Origin of the sequence: Bilifractor sp. LCP21S3_A7 (genome assembly GCF_052118825.1) — a bacterium.
Taxonomy (GTDB): Bacteria; Bacillota; Clostridia; order Lachnospirales; family Lachnospiraceae; genus Bilifractor.
In genome coordinates, this window is sequence record NZ_JBQKGL010000006.1 from 47,371 (window position 1) to 70,156 (window position 22,786).

The window sequence follows — 22,786 nt, forward strand, 5'->3', positions numbered from 1 at the left end:
TTAGGAGGGAAGGACAGAGCCGTGGGGCTGTGCCATAGAGCGCGGGACTGAGGAGAGAAGGACAGAGCTGTGAGGGTGTGCCATGGGCGGGATGGTACTGAGGAGGGATGGACAGGGCCGTGCGGTCGTGCCATGGCGGTCTGTGTCAGAAAAAATCCGGAAGGAGGAGAATTTGATGCGAAAGGTACTTGCGGTGTGCGACACGGAGAGAGAATACGCGGTTCGCTTTATGAATTATTTAACGGAGAAGCAAAATCTACCATTCGAGATCCGGAGTTTTACTTCGGTAGAAACGCTCAGAGAATTTGCGCTTGAACATCATATTGAGATTCTGCTGATTTCAGAAAGGGCGGCCGATGATGAGATACGTCAGATGGATATCGGTACGGTGATGATTCTGACAGAGGACGGCTCCGGCCTTCCGGAGGAGGGATTCCCGGAAGCCGCGAATTGCCGGCAGATTTACAAATATCAGAGCCAGAGCCGTGTGGTCAGAGAAGTCATGGACTGCTACGGAGCGGAGAAAGCCGCGACGGAGCCGGAGGCCATCGCAAAGCCGTCCTGTATTAGAACGGGGATATGCTCCGTGTCGGATCCGGGGCAGAAGGTGATTTTTTCCATGATATATGGACGGATTCTGTCGGAAAAATTTCCGAGCCTGTATCTGAACCTGGAGCCCGGTTCAGGTATGGATCAGTTTCTTCCCGAAAAAGGGGAGAGTATGCGGACGCTCAGCGATCTGATGTATTTTTACAGGCGCGGGAGAAGCGGTCTGATTTATCAGCTGAATACAATGCTGCGCAAATTCGGATCGCTCGATTATCTGCTTCCGGTGAGGGATGCGTCGGACATCGGGGAGATGACCGAGGACCAGTGGACGGGGATGCTCGGCGAGCTGACACGAACCAGTACATACCGCAGAATCCTCCTGGATCTGGACTGGAAGATGAATGGATTTAATGAGCTGATACAGGGCTGTGAGGAGATCTACGTCATCGCGCATGACGATCCGGTTTCCAGAATGCGGAACCATGCGTTTGCCGCCGAGCTGGAGGAGCGTGCGGGCAGAGAAAAAGTACGGGAAGTGATCCTTCCGGATCCGGACTGTATTCCCGGAAACGATGATTTCCTGGAGAGACAGCTGTCCGGGAGGCTGGGAAGGATCATACGGGGATGCATGGATTTCGGTGAGATTCCGGAGGAGGGAAAGCAGTGCGGAGCGAGGAGATCTTTGAGAGAATACGGGCCGGCCTGATGGACCATCTGGAAGAAAATCCGGATCTGGAGGATGAGGAAATTCAGGAATTTATCGATGATCTGATCCTGAATGAGGCGTCATCTTCCCGGATGTCTCTGGCTGGGAAGGAGCAGCTGCATAAATCGCTTTTTTATTCGGTCCGCAAGCTGGATGTGCTGCAGGAGCTGATGGATGACCCGGAGATCACGGAGATTATGGTGAACGGGTATCGTCATATCTTCTATGAGAAGGGAGGAAGACTCTATTCCTGGAAACGGCATTTTGCCTCGCAAGAGAGGCTGGAGGATGTGATCCAGCAGATTGTGGGAAGGTGTAACCGGGTGGTGAATGAACAGAGACCGATCGTAGACGCAAGGCTTCCGGATGATAATGGTTCGCGGGTGAATGTTGTCATGAATCCAATTGCGCTTGACGGGCCGATTCTTACGATACGCCGCTTTCCGGAGGAGGCTGTGACGCTCGAGCATCTGATCCGGTGGGGAAGTGTGACGAGAGAGGCGGCAGTTTTTCTGAAGGACCTTGTGGAGGCGAGGTATTCGATGCTTATCGGGGGCGGAACGTCGACAGGAAAGACGACATTTCTGAATGCGCTGTCATCCTGTATTCCGCCGGACGAACGCATCATTACGATCGAGGATAACGCCGAGCTTCAGCTTCAGGGCATTCCGAATCTGGTGCGGATGGAGGCGAGAGACGCAAACCTGGAGGGAGGCCATGCCATAACGATCCGGGATCTGATCAAAGCTGCCCTGAGAATGCGGCCGACCCGGATCATTATCGGAGAGGTGAGAGGAGCGGAGGCAGAGGATTTTCTGATGTGCCTGAACACAGGACACTCCGGAAGTCTGGGGACAGCGCACGCCAATAGTGTGCGGGACATGATATCGAGGCTCGAGATGATGGTTCTGATGGGAGAGCAGCTTCCGATTGCCGTTATTCGCAGACAGATTGTATCCGGAGTTGAGATCATGATTCATCTGACAAGAGAGGCGGATGGTACACGCCAGCTCGGGGAAATTGCAGAGCTTTCCGGAATGAAGGGAGAAGAGCCGGAGATCCGTACCCTGTTTGAAAGGGACAGAGAAGGAGTGCTGAGAAAGGTCAATGAACTTGGAAATCGTGAAAAACTGGAAAAGCTCTGGCAGAGGCGGAACCTCCCGTGAGAGAGACCGGAAGGGAGGAGAATCCGGCAGAAAATTTTTCGAAGAACCTTGCGGAGAAGGAGAAAAGAAGGAAGGGCGTCGGAGAAAGACTGCGGGAGAGGAGGGGACAGGCAGAAAAAGAGTGACTGCGGGAGAGGAAGGGACAGGCAGAAAAAGGAAGACAGAAGGCAGAAGCAGGACGGACTACCGGGTTTATACTTTCTCGCCTGTGGAGCTTCTGAAGTACGGATGCGTCGGAATGCTGCTGGGAGCGTGCGTGGTATGGCTGTGTTACCACTCCGTCTTCGCTGCCCCAGTGGCTGTTCCGGTCATGATCGTCTATGTTCTCGCGAAGAAGAAGCAGAAGCGGGAGGAAAGGCAGCGGCTGCTGAATTATCACTTTCGGGATTTTCTGTCGTCTCTTCATACGAATCTTCTGGCCGGCTATTCTCTGGAAAATGGTGTCCGCATGTCGGCATCTGATCTCGCAAAATTGTATGGAAGGAGGGATCCGCTTGCGGCTGAGCTGAAGGATATTACAGGGCAGATGCGGTTTGGAAAGCCGGTAGAGCAGCTGTTTCTTGAACTTGGAACGCGGAGCGGAGTGGAGGATATCATGAATTTCAGCGAGGTTCTGGTGATTGCAAAGCGGACCGGCGGGGATATGAGTCATATTCTGGAGTCAACGTGGAGAAATATCTGCGAGAAGATTGATACCCTGCAGGAAATTGATACGGTTACGGCTTCCAGACGATATGAGCAGAGCATCATGAGCTTCATGCCGGCGGGGATTATTTTGTACATGAGGGTGACGTTCGAGGGATTTTCTGACAAAATCTACGGAAATCCGGCAGGCGCCATTCTGATGACCTTCTGCCTGATCCTGTATGCAGGAGCATTTGCGGCGGGAAGAAAGATGTGCAGAATCGAGGTCTGAGCATGGAGGAACAGGTAAGCGGCACGGAGCAAATGACAGCCTGTGACAGGATCACGGTGAATAGAGTATGGAGTGGGGAAGGAGGAAGAATTGATAAAAATGGTGCTTCCGGCAGCTACGGCAGCGGCTGTCATCTGGCTTTTCCGTCATCAGAAAATATCCGGCATATTTTTTCTGATTTTAATCATCAGTACCGCAGCTGCGGGAGTGGTGGTCTTCCGGGAGATACGGGAGGGAGACTGGGAGACGGTGAAATCCGTCAGGAGAACATCGGGGGAAGCTGCGGGAGAACAGGTAGAGCTGGCCGTCGCGTCCGGAAGGGGTGAAAAAGAAAAAATCACACTTGAGATACCGGAACAGAGGTATTCGTCTCAGGAAGCGGAAGCAGAGATCCGGAAGGAGATCCAGGAACTGGACGAGAGGATTCTGGGAAAGAATGCAGATTTCGGGCGGATTGAGTGGAATCTGGAACTTCCGGAGAGCTTTACGAACCCGTCGATGACGGTGGAGTGGTCTACGGACCGGCCGGATCTTGTCAGCTGGGAGGGCGTTCTCTCTCCGGAGGTTCCGGAGGGCGGAGAGAAGGTGACATTAACCGGAAAGCTTTCGCTGTCCGGCAATGAGGAAGAATATCAGAGGGTGATGACTGTATATTCCTCAAGAGAAAAGGAGGCGGTACAGGAAAGAATTCAGAAGGAAAGTGAAGCGCTGAATGAGAGAGCCGCAAAAAATGGAAGAGATCTGTCGGAAGAATACCTGCTTCCGGAGCGGGCGGACGGAGAGAAGCTGACCTGGTACAGGAAAATCAGTCATAAGGGAGCTTATCTCTGCATGATCATTCTTCTGGCCGGAATTGCTCCTTTTTTTGCGGGAAAGGACAGAAAGGAGAAAGCAGAACAGAAACGAAGGAAGCTCCTCACCAGTCAGTATCCGGAACTGGTAAGCAAGCTGCAGCTGCTTACGGCGGCAGGTCTCAGCGTGAGGAAGGCGATGGAGAGGCTTGGAAGGGAGTACAGGGAAGTCGGCGTAACTGTGGCAGAAATGAATAATGGGGTGTATGAGCAGGACGCTCTGACACACTTCGGAGAGCGGTGCGGCACGCCGGAGTACAGAAAGCTGGCGCTGCTTCTCGCCCAGAGCCAGAAAAAGGGAGGCAGCCAGCTGTCAGGGATGCTTGAAAAAGAGGTGCAGGAAGCATTTGAGACCCGGAAGAGACGCGCAAGAGCGGAGGGGGACCGGGCTGCCATCCGCATGGTCTTTCCGATGTTTGTCATGCTTGGAATTGTACTGCTCCTCATCATCATTCCGGCGACGATGCAGCTTTGAGGAAATTCAGAAAATACAAGAATATATGATGATGCAGCTTTGAGAAAATTCAGAAAATGCAGGAATATACTCAGGAGAAATGCAGAGAAAGGAGTATCTCTGAGAAAAGGAGGACAAATGAGAAAATTGCGAAAGAGGATACGGGATTTTTTGAGGGAAGAAGATGGAATCAGCACGGTGGAAATCATACTGATCATTGTGGTGCTGATTGGGCTCGTGATTATCTTCAAGAGTCAGCTGACAAGTCTGGTGTCCAGTATTCTGAGCAAGATTACGAGTAAAAGTCAGGGAATCTGAGGAGGATCGATGAGGGGCGGCACGCGGAAATTGTAAGCGGAAAACCGGAGGCAAAAGAATACGGAGCGGGGAATTGTAAACAGATAACCGGAGGAAGATCAATGAGGGGGCAAGATGCGGAAATTGTTAACGGATAACCGGAGAGAAAGGATGAGCCGGGGCAGCATCACGCTGTTTGTCAGCATGCTGCTGCTCGTTCTCCTGGGGGTGATTTTTGCGGGACTTAAGTCCATGCGGCAGGCTGCGGCGAGAACCGCGACCGCCAGTGCCCTGGAGCAGGGATTGTATTCGGTATTTGCGCAGTACGACCGCGAGCTGTTTGAGGATTACGGACTGCTGTTTCTGGACGGAGGGTACGGGACATCCGGTCTCCGTCTGGATGAGGTGCTCCGGGAGACAGAGACGTACGCGGAGTATATCCTGGACCCGACGAAGAATAATCTGACGGGAGGAGGAAATCTGCTGAGCATCCGGCTGGATAGGAAAAATTGTTCGGTGACGGGTTATGTTCTGGCAACCGACCAGGAAAATGCAGCCTTTCGGAGGCAGGTATGTGAACAGATGAAGCTCCAGGCCGGAGCGGAACTGCTGAAAAAAATATCAGAGGGTATTTATCAGGATGGAGAAAAGGCGGACGGGCTGAAAAAGCAGGCCGGAACGTACCGGACGGAAAATGCGCAGGAATATTATGACAGAGATGTTGCCGAGGGGCTGTGCCGTCCGGTGCCTTCGCTCGAACAGAGCGGAGAAGGATCGGGAGAGGTTTCGGCGGAAGAAATCGCAGAAGGATTCGGCGGCAATGTCGTGCCGGTCTGGGAGAACCCACTTCTTTCTTACCGGCTCCTTCGGGGAAAGGGCCTGTTGAAGCTTGTGTTCGGAGAAAATGAACGCGGTCTTTCCCCGAAAAGCATCGGCGCAGGAGAACTGCTGAGCGACAGAGAACATGCCCTGGGGATGGGGATGACGCCTTCAAAATGGGAAGGACCGATGGAAAAACTTCTGATCCAGGAATTTCTGATTGAGGATTTTCCGTGCTTTCAGGACGGAGAACAGCAGAAGCCGCTTTTATACCAGGCAGAATACGCAATAGGCGGGAGGAGAAATGACCGGGACAATCTGAAGCTGGTACTTTCGAAGATGCAGGTTCTAAGAGCGGCGTCCAATATGATTTTTCTGATGACAGACCCCGATAAGAGAGCACAGGCGGATCTGCTGGCCGCCGGAATCAGCGCAGGGCTTCTGAACCCGGAGCTTGCGCCTGTTCTGGCGTTCGCGATCCGGGTGGCGTGGGCGTACGGAGAGTCTGTTCTGGATCTTCAGGTTCTGACTCAGGGAGGGAAAATACCGCTCGTAAAGTCGGCGGAATCCTGGCAGCTGTCAATCGAAAATATCGGGAGATTCACATCTGCGGCAGGCAGTGAGAGAAAATCTTCTCGGACCGGGCTGGAGTACAGGGACTATCTGAGAATCCTGCTTATGGGAGAAGGAACAGACAAGCTGACCGGGAGAATTATGGATCTGACGGAACTCAATATCCGGACCCATGAGGGGAAGAAGAATTTCCGTCTGGATCATTGTATCGATGCCGTAAATGTGGAAATCGGAACAGATGTCGGTACCAATAGCTATACCGCTGAGAGAAGCTATGGGTATGATATGTAGCTTGCAAGCCGTATGGAATCTCCATAGCATTTAACTCGGAAGTCCTGAAGATAGAAGGCATGATATATAGCTTGCAAACCAAACGGAATCCGGCGGGGTGTCTCCCGCTTTGCGGGAGGGTCCAAAATCCCCACACCCGAAACGACAAATGATAACTTTACCATGAGAAAGGACATGAGATAATTCTGCGAATGCATTTCCGGATCTGAACGTATTCGGGAGGCAGCCCGGCGGATTCCGTACAGAAAAATGGAGGATGGGGCCATCTGTCGTGGTGTCTGCTGTTTCATATTTTATGAGCAGTCAGAAGGTTTCGCTGACCGCGTGGTTTTTCGGGCAACCGACAGATTTTTTCATGTAACCGACGGATTTCTTCAGGCAGGGGGGCAAAATGAAAACAAAAGCAAAAACAGCGAGAAAAAAGGACAGGTGGAGACGGGGAAGTCTGACCGTGGAAGCGGCATGGTCGGTTCCATTGTTTTTTCTCTGCGTGACGTCACTGATCTGCATGATGGATATTTACGGGATGTATGTGAAAAGGATGATTCATCTCCAGGAAGCGGTCGAAAAAGCAGGGGCGGTTACGGGGCTGACCGGTTCCTACGCGGGACCGGCTGTCATTGATCTGTGTGAGCTGGTCTATTACAAACCGGAATGGTTTCCGGTTCCGATTCCGGGAAGAAGCGTTGCTGTAAGAGGGAGGGTTCATGCATGGACGGGAAGAGATCCCGAGGAGAACCATGGGCTTCCTTCCGAGGAGGAAAACCGTCTCGTTTATGTGACAGAATACGGAAGTGTCTATCACACCCGTTCGGAATGTACGTATCTGGAGCTTCAGATACGGCGAGTGCCTGCGGCGCTGGTTCCGGGGATGAGAAACGCCGGAGGGGGACGGTATCACGCGTGTGAGAAATGTGTCGGCAGTGGAGGTATGCACGGCCTTGTCTATATTACCGGAGAGGGAGAGTGTTATCACAATTCTTCGCGTTGCAGCGGGCTTACGAGAAAGGTTCATCTTGTGCCGGCTTCGGAGGCGGAAGGAATGCATATCTGCAGTCGATGTGCGGCAAAGGACGGAGCGGAAGCGGCGTAAAGCGGCAGAGCAGAGCCGGTGTAAAAGCTTTGGAAAAGGCAGAGGAGAGTCGGAATGAGGTGCTGGAGTGCGGAAATGATCTTGCTGATTCTGACGGTAAATGGTCTGTCGGATCTGAAAACACGCCGGATTTTTCCAGGCTTTACGCTTCTGCTGCTTCTGGCCGGTATCATCGCGAGTAAAGGCGTCGATCTGACTGCACTGTTCCCGGGGCTTCTTTTTCTGCTGGCAGCCGTTCTGACAAAGGAAAGGGTGGGCGGGGGAGATGGCATTGTCCTTCTCGCATGCGGAGCGTGGAGCGACCTGATTGCCGTGTGCAGGATTCTTATCCCTGCAATCATCGGAGTGCTTCTGACAGGAGTTATTGTGAAGACGGCACGTTCGGACGGGAAAGTCACGCTGCCGTTTGTCCCGTTTCTATGGCTGTCGTTTATGATATTGCTTGTTACCGGCGATTTTTCCGGATCCGTGTGGTTTGGCCGTCAATGAAAGATATTTCCTGAATGACAGATATTCAAGGGAGGAATGGTAATGAAGGTGCTGATCCAAACAGATTCACACTTGTAAGTCCAAGGCGTTCAAAGGATGTACAATTACAAGCTGCACCTGACAATCAGAACCGCAGAGCTTGCCTGCGGGAGCAGTCAGGTGACGAGGAGGAAAAATGTGAGCAGAAAGAAGAATCGGAAGTATGCTGCCCTGCGTGAGAAGGCAGGGTGGTTCGCGCGGGGAAGCATGACGGTGGAGGCGTCGGTTATTGTTCCGGTGACGGTGTTGGTGACGGCGGCGCTTATTGTTCTGTGTTTCTATGTGCATAACAGGAACTGGTATCTGGCGGCGGCAGCGGAGGTGTGTCTTGCCGGGAACAGCCGGTATGACCGGGATATCGACGCGCAGAGTGTGGCGGCAAGAAAGGCGGAGGAGAGAATGGATGCGCAGGTTATACCGGCTTCGAGACCGGCGGTTGATCTGAGCTGCAGAAGGGGAGGAACGTCGGTCTCCTTCTCCAATCAAACCTTCGCGGCGTTTCAGAATATTTTCAATCTGTCGGTCAGCGCGGATGTGGATAAGGTAACCCCGGTCGAAGAGCTTAGGGCTTCCAGAACCGTAAGGAGATCTCTCGGGAGATAAAACACGAATAAATGTGGCACCTGTGGATTGCGGGAGTGCGAAGCACGGAGCAATCCGCAGCTTATACAGTGTGTGGCACGATGTTTAGTGGATGATCCGCAGGAAAGGGGCGAGAGGATGAAAATCGAGAGCAGTCGGGATATTTATCACAACTACAGAATCCTTTCAGACGGAAAGACTCCGGACTGTCACAGCTACACGGTCAGGATGATGACAGAGAATCATATACCGGGTTTTCTGGATTGTCACATTCAGGAAATTGATTCAAGCACAAGGTACCTCTATGATGTGACTTCGATGCAGTCACTGGAGGATATTCTGGAGAGCGGGAAGATCACGGGACAGCTTCTGGAACTGCTGTATTCCTCTGTACTGGCTGCAATCCGCAATCTTGAGGAATTTCTTCTGGATGAAAACGGGATACAGATGAGTCCGGAGCTTATTTTTCTCAATGCGGAGAGAACACGGATCTATTTTATATATTATCCGGATGAAGAAGAGTCTTTTTCCGGTCAGATGAAAAGGCTCGGAGAAATGATTCTTCCGCATCTGGATCACGGGGACAAGAAATCGGTGATCATGGGCTATGCCTTTTATCAGAAGGCGGCGGAGGGGAACATTTCGGTCGGGGAGTTTCAGAAACTTCTTGAGGAATGCCGGCCGGATCCGATGCCGGAGAGCAAGGGAGTGTCAGAAGAGGAAGAAAGAGAGCGACGGGAACAGCGGGAAAGAATCCTGGATGAATTTTTTGAGGAAGACGAAAAAAGCTCCGGGGAAGGTCTGTTTGCACGGGTTCGAAACTGGTTCTCACGCAGGAGACAGGAAAACGGGAAGCCCGATGAAGAGGGAGCGGCAATCATGCGTGAGTTCTTTCCGGATGGGAAAAGGCAGAAGCCGACGAACCGGTCGGAGACCTCTCTTGCGAATGATGTGAATATAATTGCCGGAAAATTACCGGAAGAAATGGCAGGAAGATTATCAACCGGAAGATCTGAAAGTATTGACGATCGTGTCGCAGACGATGAGGACGGCTGGAAGGAAACGGTACTTCTGGCAGCGGGAGGGCAGGCGACAGAGGAGCGGAGGGTTCAGGCTCTTCTGCTGCCGGAAGGCCGGGAGCAGGATTCAGGAGGTGGGAGCAGGAACGTCCGGACAGACAGGCTTGAACTGTGGAAGAGGAACCATATTCTGGGGAAGAGCAGAAAATCCGCGGATCTTATTCTGAATGTGCCAACCGTGAGCAGAATACATGCCAGGTTTGTGTATCGGGAGAATGGTTACTCGATTATCGATCTGAACTCCAAAAACGGCACCTTACGGAACGGTGAGCTTCTCGTTCCCGGAGAGGCATATCCGCTCCACGACGGTGACCGGCTGTGTTTTTCGGATCAGTGCTTTATGTATCACAGGGCAGGGATTGTTCAACCGCCGTCGGAAAGTGTATAATGAAGCAGGTATACAGGAATGTATAGAAGCAGGTATACAGGGATGTATATTGAATTCATGAAAACAGACAGGGAGGACAATATCATGAATGATTGTATTTTCTGTAAAATCGCAGCAGGCGAGATTCCGTCTGCGACAATTTATGAAGACGATGATTTCCGGGTGATCCTGGATCTCGGACCGGCGACGAAGGGACATGCGCTTATTCTTCCGAAAAAGCATTACGCGGACATCACGGAGATTCCGGAGGATCTCTTATCCAGAGCAGCTGTGCTCGCGAAGAAGATCGTGACCTTTATGATGAAGGCACTTCCGTGTGACGGCTATAATGTGGTTCAGAACAACGGCGAAGCTGCCGGACAGACCGTATTTCATTTTCACATTCACCTGATCCCGAGATACAACGGCGACGGAGCCGGTGTTACATGGAAGCCGGGAACACTGACAGACGAGGCTAAGAAGGAGATTCTGGAGAAGGCAAAGGATCTTAAGTAAGGCTTCGTTCATCCGGAATGAGGAACCTCACTGATCCCGCGAGAAACAAAAGTGGCGGAAGACTGCTTCCGCCAGGACATTTCATATCGTGAATTTGTGAAAAAGAGCCTGACACAGCCGGAAGAATAATACCTGCTGTGTCGGGCTCGCCCTTTCAGTGATTTCTTTTCCTTATTGGTTCAGCGATGCTCTCTTGTCGTATCTTCTACGTACTGACGGGCTTTGGAGAGAAGTTTACCCGTCGACTGCCGCTTATTCCGTTACCTTGTGTACTCCCGGATGAGATCCAGGATCATCTGAATGGAATCGGTATGCTTACTGTTCTTCATTGCGGAGATATAGGTATCCCTGTTGTCATGAAGTTTCTGTACGGCGGAGAGGAGTGTGTCTTTTGTCAGATTTTCCTCTTCGATTACCTCGCTGTATCCCTGCTTTTCAAAAGAGCGCGCATTTAATATCTGGTCGCCGCGGCTGGCGTTCGCGGAAAGCGGGATGAGAAGATTCGGAATGGCAAGGGTACTGATTTCGCAGATTGCGTTTGCTCCCGCGCGGGAGATGATCAGATCCGCCATCGCGAAAAGATCGGGCAGCTCTTCCTTGATATATTCATACTGGCGGTATCCGTCGGTATGGTCCAGCGAGTGGTCGAGATTTCCCTTTCCGCACAGATGCACCACCTGATATTGCTTCAGGAGTTCCGGAAGAGCCTCGCGGACATGGTTGTTTACATTTACGGAGCCAAGGCTTCCGCCCATGACGAGAATGACCGGCTTGTCCTGGGAAAGACCGGTGAAGGAATAGCCGCGCTCTGCGCTGCCCTCTCTCAATTCTTTCCGGATCGGAGTACCGGTAACAACAGCCTTGCCTTCAGGCAGGCTGGAGAGTGTCTCCGGAAAATTGCAGCAGACTTTGGAAGCATAGGGAATGCATATTTTATTTGCGAGACCTGGTGTCATGTCCGATTCATGAATGATTACCGGAATCCTGCAGTGTTTTGCCGCGAGGACGACCGGGACCGCTACGAAACCGCCTTTTGAAAACACAATGTCCGGCCGGATTTTTTTCATCAGTTTTCTTGCTTCAAAGATGCCCTTCACCACACGAAAAGGATCCGACAGATTCTTCGGATCGATGTATCGGCGCAGTTTTCCGGTAGATATTCCGTAATAGGGAATCCCCTCGGCCTCAATCAGGCTCTTTTCAATCCCGTTGTAGGAACCGATGTAGGAAATCTCGTATCCCAGTTCTTTCAGGCCTGGAATCAGGGCTATATTCGGAGTTACATGACCGGCGGTACCGCCGCCTGTGAGAACGATGTGCTTCATCAATTGGCCTCCATAGATGCTGTGAGTAATATCGGAACAGATTGTATTCCTTTCAGAAGCATTCTAGCTGATTTTATGAAAGAAATCAATTCCCGGAGATCATACCGGTCCTGTCATTCCCGGAGATCATACCGGTCCTGTTACCTGAGGTCCTGCTGCTGCCTGCAGCTATTTGTCGCTGTGCGTGCACAACGGATGAGACAGGTTACGGGCAGAAAGCCGTCCTGCCCCGCAAGCGGGGTACCACCATGGGGATAAGTCAAGTGCCCCGCGTCATTTTACTGCTTCACGGCCTGTGTGCCGCTAACAGGTTCACGCATCCTCTTGTAAATGCAGAGGACAGTAGATTATAATTAAATCAGTGTTCGCATCAGGTTTCTTATTTACGCGAACAGTGAGCCGCAGCCGAATGCGAAGTATTCGTATGCGGCGAGCGTCGCGATAGCGAGATAAAACTCGCGCAGCGTGTTTTATCTCGTTGATACTGTAAGCTGCGGATTGGGGGATTGTTTATGAAACTTACATTTTTGGGGGCAGCACATGAGGTGACCGGCAGCTGTTATTATCTGGAGGCAGCCGGGAAAAGGTTTCTTGTTGACTGCGGAATGGAACAGGGAAAAAATATCTACGAGAACAAACCGCTTCCGATCCCGGCGTCAGAGCTCGATTTTGTGCTTTTGACGCACGCGCATATCGATCACTCGGGCAACCTTCCGGTTCTTTATTCCAGAGGATTCCGGGGACCGATATACACGACGGAGGCAACAGCGGATCTTTGCGACATTATGCTCCGCGACAGCGCGCATATTCAGGAATTCGAGGCTGAATGGAGAAACCGGAAGGGAAAGCGGGCCGGAAAGGAAGCATATGTGCCGCCATATACGATGAAGGATGCCATCGGCGCGATTGACCTGCTTGTCGGAAAACCTTATAATGAGATTCTCTGTCCGGCAGAGGGGATCAAAATCCGGTTTATCGATGCCGGACATCTGCTCGGCTCTGCCAGTATTGAAATGTGGCTGACAGAGGGAGAGACCACCCGGAAGCTCGTTTTTTCCGGAGACATCGGGAATCTGAATCAGCCGCTCATCCGCGACCCTCAGTATATCCATGAGGCGGACTATGTTATCATGGAATCTACCTATGGAGACAGGAGTCACGGACCGGTGCCGGATTACGTATCATCGCTCGCGGACGTGATCCAGAAGACCTTTGACCGGGGAGGAAACCTGGTGATTCCGTCCTTCGCAGTCGGCAGAACACAGGAGATGCTCTACTTTATCCGGCAGATCAAGGAAAACCAGATGGTGCGCGGACATGGCGATTTTCCGGTGTATGTGGACAGTCCGCTCGCAATTGAGGCGACAACCGTTTTTCAGAGACACCCCGCAGAATGCTATGATGAAGAAGCGGGAAGGCTGATCAAACAGGGGATCAATCCGATAGCCTTCTCAAATCTGAAGACGTCAATTACCGCGGCGGACTCAAAGGCGATCAATTTTGACGAGACTCCGAAGGTAATCATATCCGCCAGCGGTATGTGTGATGCCGGACGTGTGAAGCATCACCTGAAGCACAACCTCTGGAGACCGGAGTGCACGGTACTGTTCGTGGGCTACCAGGCTGTGGGCACCCCCGGCCGCGCGATTGTTGACGGGGCGGAGAGTATCCGGCTGTTCGGCGAGGAGATAGCGATACGGGCACACATTCAGGTCCTGCCCGGGATCAGCGGCCATGCGGATAACGAGGGACTGATGAGATGGGCTTCCGCGTTCACGGTAAAGCCGGCAAAGGTGTTTGTGTGTCATGGAGAAGATGCTGTGACAGAGATTTTTGCGGAGCGTCTGCGGAAGGAACTCGGGTATGATTCCTATGCGCCGTTCAGCGGAACGGTATTCGATCTCGCCTCCGGGCAGATCGTCGAAGCGCCGGCGGGTGTTCCCGTGTCGAAGGAATCCGGTGGATGCGGAAAGGCGTCCCACCGCAGGGCTGCCGCCGTTTATGAGCGTCTTCTTGGTGCGGGTCAGAGACTTCTGACGGTGATTCGCCGGAATGAGGGAGGTGCGAATAAGGATCTGGCGAAGTTTACGGACCAGATCAATGCTCTCTGTGACAAATGGGACAGATGAGTGTGCCGAGAGGCAAATCAATATAACAGGAGAATATTTTATGAGTTTAATTGGAATTATTGGAGCTATGGAATCGGAAGTAGCAGAGCTGAAGAACCTGATGAGTGAGACCGACATCCGGGAAAAGGCAGGGATGAAGTTTTACCGCGGCATTCTTGAGGGAAAACCTGCCGTTGTGGTGCAGAGCGGTGTCGGAAAGGTAAATGCCGCAATGTGCACACAGATTCTGGTGGATGATTTTCATGTGGATTATATAATCAATACAGGAATCGCGGGAAGCCTTCAGAACAAAATTGATATCGGAGACATCGTTCTGTCTTCCGAGGCTGTGCAGCATGACATGGACGCAACGGTATGGGGATACAAGCCGGGACAGGTTCCCGGCATGGACGTCTACCGTTTTCCGGGTGATGAGAAGCTGATCGGGCTGGCAGAAGAGGTAAATGCGGAGGTGAACCCCGAAATTCACACCTTCCGCGGAACAGTGGTCAGCGGTGATCAGTTCATTTCGGATCATGAGGTGAAGACAAGACTCGCGGAGAACTTTCACGGATACTGCGCAGAGATGGAGGGGGCATCCATCGCTCAGACTGCGTGGAGAAACGGGGTTCCGTTTCTGATCATCCGCGTTATCTCCGATAAGGCTGACGGAAGCGCCGTGGCGGATGACAACACCTTTACCGAAGATTGCGTGAGACACTGCGTGCGCCTTGTGCGCGGAATGATTCGCAGAATCTGAACCAGAACAGTTCAGAATGACCATTAGGTCGATATGTAAGCTTGCGGAGGAATCCGCAGAATCCGGGACAGAGCAGGGAGCCGCGGCCTTCAGGGGCCTGCGGCTCTTTCAGTCCTCGTCCAGAACCTGAAGCTCCAGATAATCAAAGAAAATTTCTTCTCCGACAAAGCTGTCCTGTGTGAAGCGTACCTTTTTGGTTCGCTTGAATTCCCGTATGTTGGAGTCCAGCCAGATCGGCACACTCAGATCCCATTCATGGCAGATCTGCTCCAGGGTATGGAGAACCTTGTGGGTTCTTGTCTCCTCACTGTCATCAGTTATGGTCACATTCATCAGGATATGATTGTCCCGTATTATTTTTCCCCAGAAACGCATGTTTGAATTTTCCTCCCGTCTTGCGAAATTATTCTAAATAATATATGATAAACACTGAATTTGCAATCCGCATTGCGAAGCAGCGAAGTGACACGCAAGTGCGAATATGCGCGGGCGGTGAGCCATATCCGTTCACACAAGGTGTAAAGCAGTGGGGCGAACGCCGCGGCATACCGACAAAGCCGGCCGCCTGAAGGGCTGCGTGAGTTGCGGAGCAGCTGGCTGGACACAGTATGTGACGCTGTCTACATCATGTCGGTTACTGTACAGGTCGGGCTGCCAGAACAGGGCGGCATCAGAGTGATTAACAGGAGGAATGATCAGGTATGATTGAATTACAGAACGGCGGAGTGTATCTGGTAAACGGAACAACCGTGATTCCGGATGGACCGGACGCTGCCGCACAGCTTCAGCAGAAAACCGGAAAAGCTGTGCCGGCGGATGAGGCGAAGAAGGAGACCATGGCATACAATATCCTGAAGGCACATAATGTCTCGGGCAACATGGAAAATCTTCAGATCAAATTTGATAAGCTGACATCACATGATATCACATATGTAGGAATCATTCAGACTGCCCGGGCATCCGGACTGGAGAAATTTCCAATTCCCTACGTTCTTACGAACTGCCACAATTCTCTATGCGCGGTAGGAGGGACGATCAACGAGGATGATCATATGTTTGGCCTTTCCTGCGCGAAGAGATACGGGGGCATGTATGTTCCGCCGCACCAGGCGGTAATTCATCAGTTTGCCCGTGAGATGCTCAGCGGAGCAGGGAGAATGATTCTTGGATCGGATTCCCACACCCGATATGGCGCTCTCGGAACCATGGCCATGGGCGAAGGTGGACCGGAGCTGGTGAAACAGCTTCTGAACAAGACCTATGATATTGCGATGCCGGGAGTCGTTGCAGTCTATATGACAGGAGCGCCGGTGCCGGGGGTAGGCCCGCAGGATGTTGCGCTCGCAATCATCGGAGCAGTATTTGACAAGGGTTATGTCAAGAATAAGGTTATGGAGTTTGTAGGACCCGGCGTTGCCTCACTGTCAGCGGATTTCCGTATCGGCATTGATGTTATGACAACAGAGACTACCTGTCTGTCTTCGATCTGGATGACAGATGATACAATCCGGGACTACTATGCGGAGCACGGACGTCCGGAGGATTACAGCGAGCTGAACCCGGGCCCGGTGGCCTATTATGACGGCTGCATCTATGTGGATCTGGATAAGATCAAACCGATGATCGCAATGCCGTTCCACCCGAGCAACGTCTATACAATCGAAGAATGCAACGCGAATCTCCCGGATATCCTGGACGATGTAGAGAAGCGGGCACAGGTGGCATTCAACGGAAAAGTGGATTATAATCTCCGGAACAAGGTACACAACGGAAGGCTCCTTGTGGATCAGGGAGTTATTGCGGGATGTGCCGGAGGCGGATTTGAAAATATCTGCCAGGCAGCTGATATTCTGCGTGGGCAGTACATCGGCTGTGATGATTTTACGCTGGATATTTATCCGGCAAGTGCACCGATTTACAAGGAGCTGGCGGCTAACGGCGTGATTGCGGATCTGATGGAAACGGGAGCTGTGGTGAAGACCGCGTTCTGTGGTCCGTGTTTCGGCGCGGGCGACACTCCTGCGAACGGAGATCTTTCGATTCGTCATTCCACACGTAATTTCCCGAACCGTGAGGGCTCCAAGGTCCAGGAGGGACAGGTTGCCGGTGTCGCTCTGATGGACGCGCGGTCCATCGCGGCAACCGCTGCTAATAAAGGATACCTGACACCCGCGACAGAATTTGCCGGTGAATACCGTCATCAGATTTACCACTTTGACTCGAATATCTACGCGCATCGCGTATTTGACAGCCATGGTGTTGCGGATCCGACCGTGGAAGTGAGGTTCGGTCCGAACATCAAGGACTGGCCGAAGATGTCCGCGCTTCCGGAGAACCTGATTCTCAAGGTGGTATCGGAGATCCATGATCCGGTTACGACAACCGATGAACTGATTCCATCGGGAGAGACTTCTTCCTATCGTTCCAATCCGCTCAGACTTGCCGAGTTTGCTCTTTCCAGAAAAGATCCTCTGTATGTAGGAAGGGCAAAGCAGGTTCAAAAGGCACAGGAGGCACTGGAAGAGGGAGGCTGCGCTGGAGATGCGCTCCCGGAGCTGAAGCCGGTTATGAAGGTGATTCATACGAAGTTCCCGGATGTCTGCCATCAGAATATGGGAGTCGGCTCCACGATCTTTGCCGTAAAACCGGGTGACGGATCCGCCCGTGAGCAGGCAGCTTCCTGTCAGAAGGTTCTCGGGGGCTGGGCAAATATCGCCAATGATTACGCGACGAAGAGATACCGTTCGAATCTGATCAACTGGGGTATGCTTCCGTTCTTGATTCCGGCAGGCAGTCTTCCGTTTAAAAACGGAGATTACCTGTTTGTTCCGGATATCCGGAAGGCAGTTGAGAGCAGGGAGGATGTCATCACGGCATATGTTGTCGGAGATGAAGAGTTAACCGGATTTGAACTCCGACTGGGCCAGCTGACGGACGATGAGAGAGAGATTATCCTGGACGGATGCCTGATTAATTATTATCGCAATCACAGGTAAAGATTCTGATGATGCCTTGTGAGGTCAGGTAAATGGTATAAGTTCTGGATTGCCTGGCAAATGAAATTCGCCCGCTGGAATTTGCAAAAGGTCAGGTAAATAGTATAAGGTCAGGATTGCCTGGTGCTGTGCGCGCAGAGCAATCCTGATGGTATGAGGAGGTCAGAACCCTGGTTTTTGTATGGGTTCTGGCCTTTTTTACGCGAACAGTGAGCCGCAGCCGAATGCGAAGTATTCGTGTGCGGCGAGCGTCGCGATAGCGAGATAAAACTCGCGCAGCGTGTTTTATCTCGTTGGCTCATTGACAAAAAATTCCGCAGAGAGGCAATTCATGTAAAAATAAAGTCAGAAAATAATTAATTGAACAAATAAAAAACAAAAATTATGAAACCAGAAGACCGGATGAGAGAATAAGCAAAATCATATTTAAAAATGCGTTGACAAATAGAAACCTCTGTGTTATCCTGTAATCACATTAAAGAACGGGCGACAGAATTAATCCGATAAAAGCTCCGTCCTGATATTCAGATCCGATTCGGGATTACATGAACAGATGGAACGGCCTTTGATATCATATCGGATAAACGTTAAGTTCGGATCTTTAATTAAATACGAGAGAAGGAGGACAGTCCAATGGGAATTCCACCGGCACATCATCCTCAATATGAAAGTGGTATTGCATAAGCAGTTCCCTCAGAGAAGACCTTTTATAAGAGAGAAGAAAGTAACCGAGTTCCTGGTATAATCCGGAACCCATGATATGAAAGGTAATGTGAAGCTTGCAATTCATATTGAGTATATACCACGGAAGGTCTGAAGCATCCAAAGGATTCGTGTAAAGAAACGAAGCCCTGTAAAGACGAGAAATTACATGGATGCGGCAGATGTATCCAGAACATCGGAAGGGATTTTCGGACAGGCGTGCAGATATCACCGGCCGGAACGAGGAAGAGATTCCGATGAATTCACAGAACTTTCTAAGCGGGATAGAGAAGAGAGCGCAAGAGCGTAAGCTATATGCGAAGATCTGCAGATCAATATCCTGACGATGCAGGGAACAGATAAGGGTTATCGTACTTATGTTTCTTTCTTTCAAATTATTTGAAAGCACTGTTCTAAGAGAAACAGAGAGCATACCTGTAATAAGAGGAATCACGAAAGAGGAATATGTGATTCATAGCAGTAATTGATAAGATATGTGACTGATCAGCAGTTCATATTTTATAAGCTGTAATTCAGAAACCGAAAATTATTAAATCCATTTATCATTATATTTATAACAGGTTCTTAGAAAGAAAAACGAAATAAGTCCGATTAAACAAAAATTAAAGAAAGAAAGAGTAGAAAATTGAATAGCATTGAACCATTTCAGTAGTGGCCGTCTTGTCAGAAAATACTTGATAAGGCGGCCACTGCTTTTCATTTGTTTTTTCGGGCAGGGGCACGATGTAAACTTATTATTCCGAGGCTATTCCGAGGCGTCCAGGGTGACTCTGGAACAATGCAGTGATGTTTCATTCCGCGACACCCATGGAAGCACGGCCGCAATGCGGTGAAGTTTTATTTACGCGAACAGTGAGCCGCAGCCGAATGCGAAGTATTTGTGTGCGGCGAGCGACGCGATAACGAGATAAAACTCGCGCAGCGTGTTTTATCTCGTTCTGAAGCAGTTATTGCGGCACTGCCCGATACCCGGGTTCTTATTCCGGGGTGTCGGCTGTGGAACCGCCGCGGTATTTCTGCGGGCTGACGCCCTCATACTTCTTGAAAATCCGTGAAAAATAGCCCGGGTCGTCATACCCTACGGCTTCTCCGATTATATGAATGGGATAGTCGGGATTTCGATCCATGAGCTTCTTGGCTTTCTGCATTCGAAGGGATATCAGGTATTTTGTCGGAGGCATGTGATAGGTCTGCAGAAACACCTTGGAAAGGTAGCTCGGACTATAGTTCAGCTTTTCGGCGATCAGATTCATATTGATGTCGTGGTCAAATTCCCGCGTGAGGTAATTCTTCAGAAGCTCCGCAATTTCCCGGGAGGAGTGGCATGAGAATTCGAAGGAGAAGCTCTTCTCGAGCTCCTGTTCTTCCATCCGGTATTTGTTTGCGAGAGAGGATAAAACCGTCCGAAGCTGATCCTCATCCACGGGCTTGAGCAGATATTCCTTCACCTGAAGGTGTATGGCACGCTTGGCGTATTCAAAGTCGGAATATCCGCTGACGACGATCACATCAAGGTCCGGGTGATTTTCACGGGCCTGCTCGATCAGCTCCAGACCATCCATGACCGGCATTCGGATGTCGGTCACGAGCAGATAGGGATTAGAGGAATTGATCAGCTCCAGTGCCTGAATTCCCGTCTGGGCTTTTCCGACGACGGTGAAGCCGGTTCCTGAATTTTCAATTTTCTTTATGATGTTCTGCTGGATCAATATTTCGTCTTCCGCAACAATGACTCCGTATTTCATAAAATAAAACCCTTTCTATCTGGGGCGTCGGCGCATACTGCAGTTTTGAGATGTGTCCGCAGGCGCCCGCGCCTTCTGCAGTTTTGGGATGCCTCCGCAGGCGTCCGTGCTTTCTGCTGTCTTCGGTGACCTCCACAGGTCTCCGCTATATATATTTGGTTGCTTCTCGCAATCGTTCGATCCTATTTCTTTTCGGAAATGTCCGATCATTTTTTTCAGGAGTGCGAGGTCTTATTCTCCTTCGGAATCGTCAGAATCTTCTGTGCCGCCCGGCGTTTTTCTTCCGATTGTCACATAAGCATGGCCGTCTTCCGTGTTTCCGAAGTCAAAGACAATATCATCTCCGCAGTAGAGCTTCCAGCGTATATATACATTGATCATGCCGAGCCCACCGATTTTGAGATCGGTGAGATTGTGGTTCAGGTCGCGGTTGATCGTGGCGATCTTCTTATTCAGTTCATCGAGCACCTCTTCCCCGAATCCGTTTCCGGAATCGGTGACCCGGATATACCACATGGAATCGTCCCGGAAGCTTGTAATGGTGATTTTCCACGGCGGCAGACAATTGGTCCCGTACTTGATGGAGTTCTCCACAAGGGGCTGAATGATGAGCTTGGGAATTTTTTGCTCCATGATTTCGGGGAGAATATCAATGTGATAATTCAGACTCTCCTGATAGCGTACTTTCATGCAGTACATATACTCTTCAATATAGTGAATCTCATCGGCAACGGTAACGATCGTGATGCCGGTATTGGTGATATACCGCATGATGCGGGAGAGCGTCTGGCAGAGCTTTGTGACATCCTTGTTCTGACCGTTCTCCGCCAATATGCTGATGCAGGAAAGAGTATTGTAATAAAAATGAGGGTTCATCTGCACCTGCAGCGCAATCACGCGGGATTTCAGCTCGAGCTTCTGTGCGATTTCGAGCTCGGCGAGGGACTGCTGAAGGGATTCACTCATCTTCTGGAATTCCCGGTACAGCTCACCGAGCTCCTCATAGGAGGCGTCATAATGATCGAGCTTTTCCTCTCCGAGATTTTCCAGACGCAGCCGTTGAATCACGTGCTTCAGATGCTTGATAGGCTTGACCATGTTGTGAGTCAGATACAGGGAGAGGATAATGGAAAACAGCACCATCAGGCCGGTGATCGTGATCAGGACTCGGAGCATCTGGTAGACTGGACGCAGAATGACGTTGTTTTGCTGAAGAGCCACATAGGTCCAGCCGCTGTAGGCCGAGGTCTGCCGGGCGTACTGATATTTGATTCCGGATTCCGGATCGGTTCCGATGCCATAGCTGTCGTTCGTGCCGGAAAGAGTCTGATAGTAGGTCTGACTGATGTCTTTATGATTTTCAGTTGTATCATAAGGAAAAATCAGAGTCCCGTCCGAATCAAAAATCAAAATATCCGCCTGCGTGGAGCTTTTGGTCAGGTAAGCTGTGATGTCATGAAAGAGAACCTTGCAGTTCTTGACCGTTTCAATTCCGCCTATGACACGGTTCTGGCCGTCGAGAGAGGCCCGGTACAGAGACAGATACCATGCTGAATTCGAAGCTCCGGCGGAGTATTTACGGGTCTCATAGGGCGCGCTCAGGAATTTATAACCGCGAAGCCGGACCGCCTTCTCGAGCCATTTTTCATTGTTTTCGGAATAGGTATCATTTTTGGTGATGTTCCCGGATTCGATGACATGCCCATAGAGGTCGTAGATATTTACCTGGTCTGCGTCCAGATCGAGACCGTTCGACATCTGCACAACATCCAGAAAGGCATGGCCTTCATCGGAGGTCACGCTGAAATCCAGAACGGAAGGCATAAATTTGGTCTTGCGGTTATAGAAATTTATATCAGAGGATACCATATCCATGTCCTTGAGCTGCTTCTCTGTCTCATTCATCAAGGTTGAATTGAGCGTCTGAAGCATATTCTGCTCTCGGCTGATCAGGATATTCGAGTTGTATTGGAGAAAAAACAGCGCAAAGAAGATCAGAACGAGGAGTGGAGGAAGCAGGATATACAGAAACAGCTTGGTCTGCAGCTTCCGGGGCCTTCTTGCTGTTTTCTGGTCTTGCGAGGCCGACAGAGGAGGGATTTTTTCCGGTTCCGATTTTCTGTGCCGGATGTGATTTTTCAACAGATAATTTCCTTTCGAGTGAGATTTTTTATAAGTTACCATCATATTATAAACGTTTTACATGGACTTGACAAATCCATGAGCGGGCGCAGAAAATCATCCCGGAATTGTAGCGGATCACATGTGTACATGGCCCCTTACGAACAGGGAATTCGTGATTATTGCCATGGAATCGAAAATAAATAGAAGAAAATTGTTCA

At 50.8% G+C, this 22,786-nt stretch carries 18 protein-coding genes; 14 read left to right on the forward strand and 4 right to left on the reverse strand.

Annotation, left to right across the window (positions count from 1 at the left end):
- Positions 1-82: 82 nt before the first annotated feature.
- The 11 genes from ACTQ1O_RS07080 to ACTQ1O_RS07130 all read left to right on the forward strand — a co-directional run bounded on the left by ACTQ1O_RS07080 (position 83) and on the right by ACTQ1O_RS07130 (position 10,787).
- Positions 83-1,255, forward strand: a complete 1,173-nt coding sequence (locus ACTQ1O_RS07080) for a hypothetical protein (protein WP_441486671.1) — start codon at positions 83-85, stop codon at positions 1,253-1,255.
- Entirely contained in the window at positions 1,255-2,421 is a 1,167-nt protein-coding gene (locus tag ACTQ1O_RS07085; RefSeq protein ID WP_441486767.1) for a CpaF family protein, read from the forward strand. Before ACTQ1O_RS07080 ends, ACTQ1O_RS07085 begins: the two co-directional genes overlap by 1 nt.
- Positions 2,369-3,337 (forward strand): type II secretion system F family protein, encoded by a 969-nt coding sequence (locus tag ACTQ1O_RS07090; protein ID WP_441486672.1) that lies wholly within the window; start codon positions 2,369-2,371, stop codon positions 3,335-3,337. The genes ACTQ1O_RS07085 and ACTQ1O_RS07090 overlap by 53 nt, the downstream gene beginning before the upstream one ends.
- A 99-nt stretch (positions 3,338-3,436) precedes the next feature.
- Positions 3,437-4,663 (forward strand): type II secretion system F family protein, encoded by a 1,227-nt coding sequence (locus ACTQ1O_RS07095; protein ID WP_441486768.1) that lies wholly within the window; start codon positions 3,437-3,439, stop codon positions 4,661-4,663.
- 117 nt (positions 4,664-4,780) lie between these two features.
- Positions 4,781-4,960, forward strand: coding sequence for a Flp1 family type IVb pilin (locus tag ACTQ1O_RS07100; protein ID WP_441486673.1), 180 nt, complete (start codon positions 4,781-4,783; stop codon positions 4,958-4,960).
- Positions 4,961-5,074: 114 nt separating this feature from the next.
- Positions 5,075-6,622, forward strand: a complete 1,548-nt coding sequence (locus ACTQ1O_RS07105) for a DUF5702 domain-containing protein (RefSeq protein ID WP_441486674.1) — start codon at positions 5,075-5,077, stop codon at positions 6,620-6,622.
- A 391-nt stretch (positions 6,623-7,013) separates the two neighbouring features.
- Complete coding sequence (locus tag ACTQ1O_RS07110) at positions 7,014-7,715, forward strand: hypothetical protein (RefSeq protein ID WP_441486675.1); 702 nt, start codon at positions 7,014-7,016, stop codon at positions 7,713-7,715.
- A gap of 54 nt (positions 7,716-7,769) precedes the next feature.
- A complete protein-coding gene (locus ACTQ1O_RS07115) occupies positions 7,770-8,204 on the forward strand; it encodes a hypothetical protein (RefSeq protein ID WP_441486676.1) in 435 nt (144 codons plus the stop codon).
- A gap of 177 nt (positions 8,205-8,381) precedes the next feature.
- Positions 8,382-8,846 (forward strand): TadE family protein, encoded by a 465-nt coding sequence (locus ACTQ1O_RS07120; protein WP_441486677.1) that lies wholly within the window; start codon positions 8,382-8,384, stop codon positions 8,844-8,846.
- Between the two features lie 117 nt (positions 8,847-8,963).
- The gene (locus ACTQ1O_RS07125) at positions 8,964-10,292 is read left to right on the forward strand and encodes a DUF6382 domain-containing protein (protein ID WP_441486678.1); all 1,329 of its coding nucleotides are present in this window, start codon (positions 8,964-8,966) and stop codon (positions 10,290-10,292) included.
- An 84-nt stretch (positions 10,293-10,376) separates the two neighbouring features.
- A complete protein-coding gene (locus ACTQ1O_RS07130) occupies positions 10,377-10,787 on the forward strand; it encodes an HIT family protein (protein ID WP_441100857.1) in 411 nt (136 codons plus the stop codon).
- Between the two features lie 260 nt (positions 10,788-11,047).
- Here ACTQ1O_RS07130 and ACTQ1O_RS07135 read toward each other — a convergent pair whose 3' ends face one another.
- A complete protein-coding gene (locus ACTQ1O_RS07135) occupies positions 11,048-12,112 on the reverse strand; it encodes an undecaprenyldiphospho-muramoylpentapeptide beta-N-acetylglucosaminyltransferase (protein ID WP_441486679.1) in 1,065 nt (354 codons plus the stop codon).
- 512 nt (positions 12,113-12,624) lie between these two features.
- On the opposite strand from ACTQ1O_RS07135, the gene ACTQ1O_RS07140 reads away from it, so the two are divergent.
- Both ACTQ1O_RS07140 and ACTQ1O_RS07145 read left to right on the forward strand, forming a co-directional pair.
- Positions 12,625-14,241, forward strand: a complete 1,617-nt coding sequence (locus tag ACTQ1O_RS07140; RefSeq protein ID WP_441486680.1) for an MBL fold metallo-hydrolase RNA specificity domain-containing protein — start codon at positions 12,625-12,627, stop codon at positions 14,239-14,241.
- Between the two features lie 40 nt (positions 14,242-14,281).
- A complete protein-coding gene (locus ACTQ1O_RS07145) occupies positions 14,282-14,980 on the forward strand; it encodes a 5'-methylthioadenosine/adenosylhomocysteine nucleosidase (protein WP_441486681.1) in 699 nt (232 codons plus the stop codon).
- A gap of 108 nt (positions 14,981-15,088) precedes the next feature.
- Here ACTQ1O_RS07145 and ACTQ1O_RS07150 read toward each other — a convergent pair whose 3' ends face one another.
- Entirely contained in the window at positions 15,089-15,355 is a 267-nt protein-coding gene (locus ACTQ1O_RS07150) for a hypothetical protein (RefSeq protein WP_441486682.1), read from the reverse strand.
- Between the two features lie 326 nt (positions 15,356-15,681).
- Between ACTQ1O_RS07150 and ACTQ1O_RS07155 the strand changes: the two genes are divergently transcribed.
- On the forward strand, positions 15,682-17,976 hold the full coding sequence (locus tag ACTQ1O_RS07155; RefSeq protein ID WP_441486683.1) for a hydratase: 2,295 nt from the start codon (positions 15,682-15,684) through the stop codon (positions 17,974-17,976).
- A 1,700-nt stretch (positions 17,977-19,676) separates the two neighbouring features.
- On the opposite strand, the gene ACTQ1O_RS07160 is transcribed toward ACTQ1O_RS07155, so the two are convergent.
- A complete protein-coding gene (locus ACTQ1O_RS07160; protein ID WP_441486684.1) occupies positions 19,677-20,444 on the reverse strand; it encodes a response regulator transcription factor in 768 nt (255 codons plus the stop codon).
- Between the two features lie 231 nt (positions 20,445-20,675).
- Positions 20,676-22,376, reverse strand: coding sequence for a sensor histidine kinase (locus ACTQ1O_RS07165; RefSeq protein ID WP_441486685.1), 1,701 nt, complete (start codon positions 22,374-22,376; stop codon positions 20,676-20,678).
- Positions 22,377-22,786: the final 410 nt, after the last annotated feature.

Bases quoted from the DNA above. Each gene is read 5' to 3' on its own strand.
- ACTQ1O_RS07080 (WP_441486671.1), top strand. From the start codon at position 83: ATGGGCGGGATGGTACTGAGGAGGGATGGACAGGGCCGTGCGGTCGTG.
- ACTQ1O_RS07085 (WP_441486767.1), top strand. From the start codon at position 1,255: ATGGACCATCTGGAAGAAAATCCGGATCTGGAGGATGAGGAAATTCAG.
- ACTQ1O_RS07095 (WP_441486768.1), top strand. From the start codon at position 3,437: ATGGTGCTTCCGGCAGCTACGGCAGCGGCTGTCATCTGGCTTTTCCGT.
- ACTQ1O_RS07100 (WP_441486673.1), top strand. From the start codon at position 4,781: ATGAGAAAATTGCGAAAGAGGATACGGGATTTTTTGAGGGAAGAAGAT.
- ACTQ1O_RS07105 (WP_441486674.1), top strand. From the start codon at position 5,075: ATGCGGAAATTGTTAACGGATAACCGGAGAGAAAGGATGAGCCGGGGC.
- ACTQ1O_RS07110 (WP_441486675.1), top strand. From the start codon at position 7,014: ATGAAAACAAAAGCAAAAACAGCGAGAAAAAAGGACAGGTGGAGACGG.
- ACTQ1O_RS07115 (WP_441486676.1), top strand. From the start codon at position 7,770: ATGAGGTGCTGGAGTGCGGAAATGATCTTGCTGATTCTGACGGTAAAT.
- ACTQ1O_RS07125 (WP_441486678.1), top strand. From the start codon at position 8,964: ATGAAAATCGAGAGCAGTCGGGATATTTATCACAACTACAGAATCCTT.
- ACTQ1O_RS07130 (WP_441100857.1), top strand. From the start codon at position 10,377: ATGAATGATTGTATTTTCTGTAAAATCGCAGCAGGCGAGATTCCGTCT.
- ACTQ1O_RS07135 (WP_441486679.1), bottom strand. From the start codon at position 12,112: ATGAAGCACATCGTTCTCACAGGCGGCGGTACCGCCGGTCATGTAACT.
- ACTQ1O_RS07140 (WP_441486680.1), top strand. From the start codon at position 12,625: ATGAAACTTACATTTTTGGGGGCAGCACATGAGGTGACCGGCAGCTGT.
- ACTQ1O_RS07145 (WP_441486681.1), top strand. From the start codon at position 14,282: ATGAGTTTAATTGGAATTATTGGAGCTATGGAATCGGAAGTAGCAGAG.
- ACTQ1O_RS07150 (WP_441486682.1), bottom strand. From the start codon at position 15,355: ATGCGTTTCTGGGGAAAAATAATACGGGACAATCATATCCTGATGAAT.
- ACTQ1O_RS07155 (WP_441486683.1), top strand. From the start codon at position 15,682: ATGATTGAATTACAGAACGGCGGAGTGTATCTGGTAAACGGAACAACC.
- ACTQ1O_RS07160 (WP_441486684.1), bottom strand. From the start codon at position 20,444: ATGAAATACGGAGTCATTGTTGCGGAAGACGAAATATTGATCCAGCAG.
- ACTQ1O_RS07165 (WP_441486685.1), bottom strand. From the start codon at position 22,376: ATGCTTCAGACGCTCAATTCAACCTTGATGAATGAGACAGAGAAGCAG.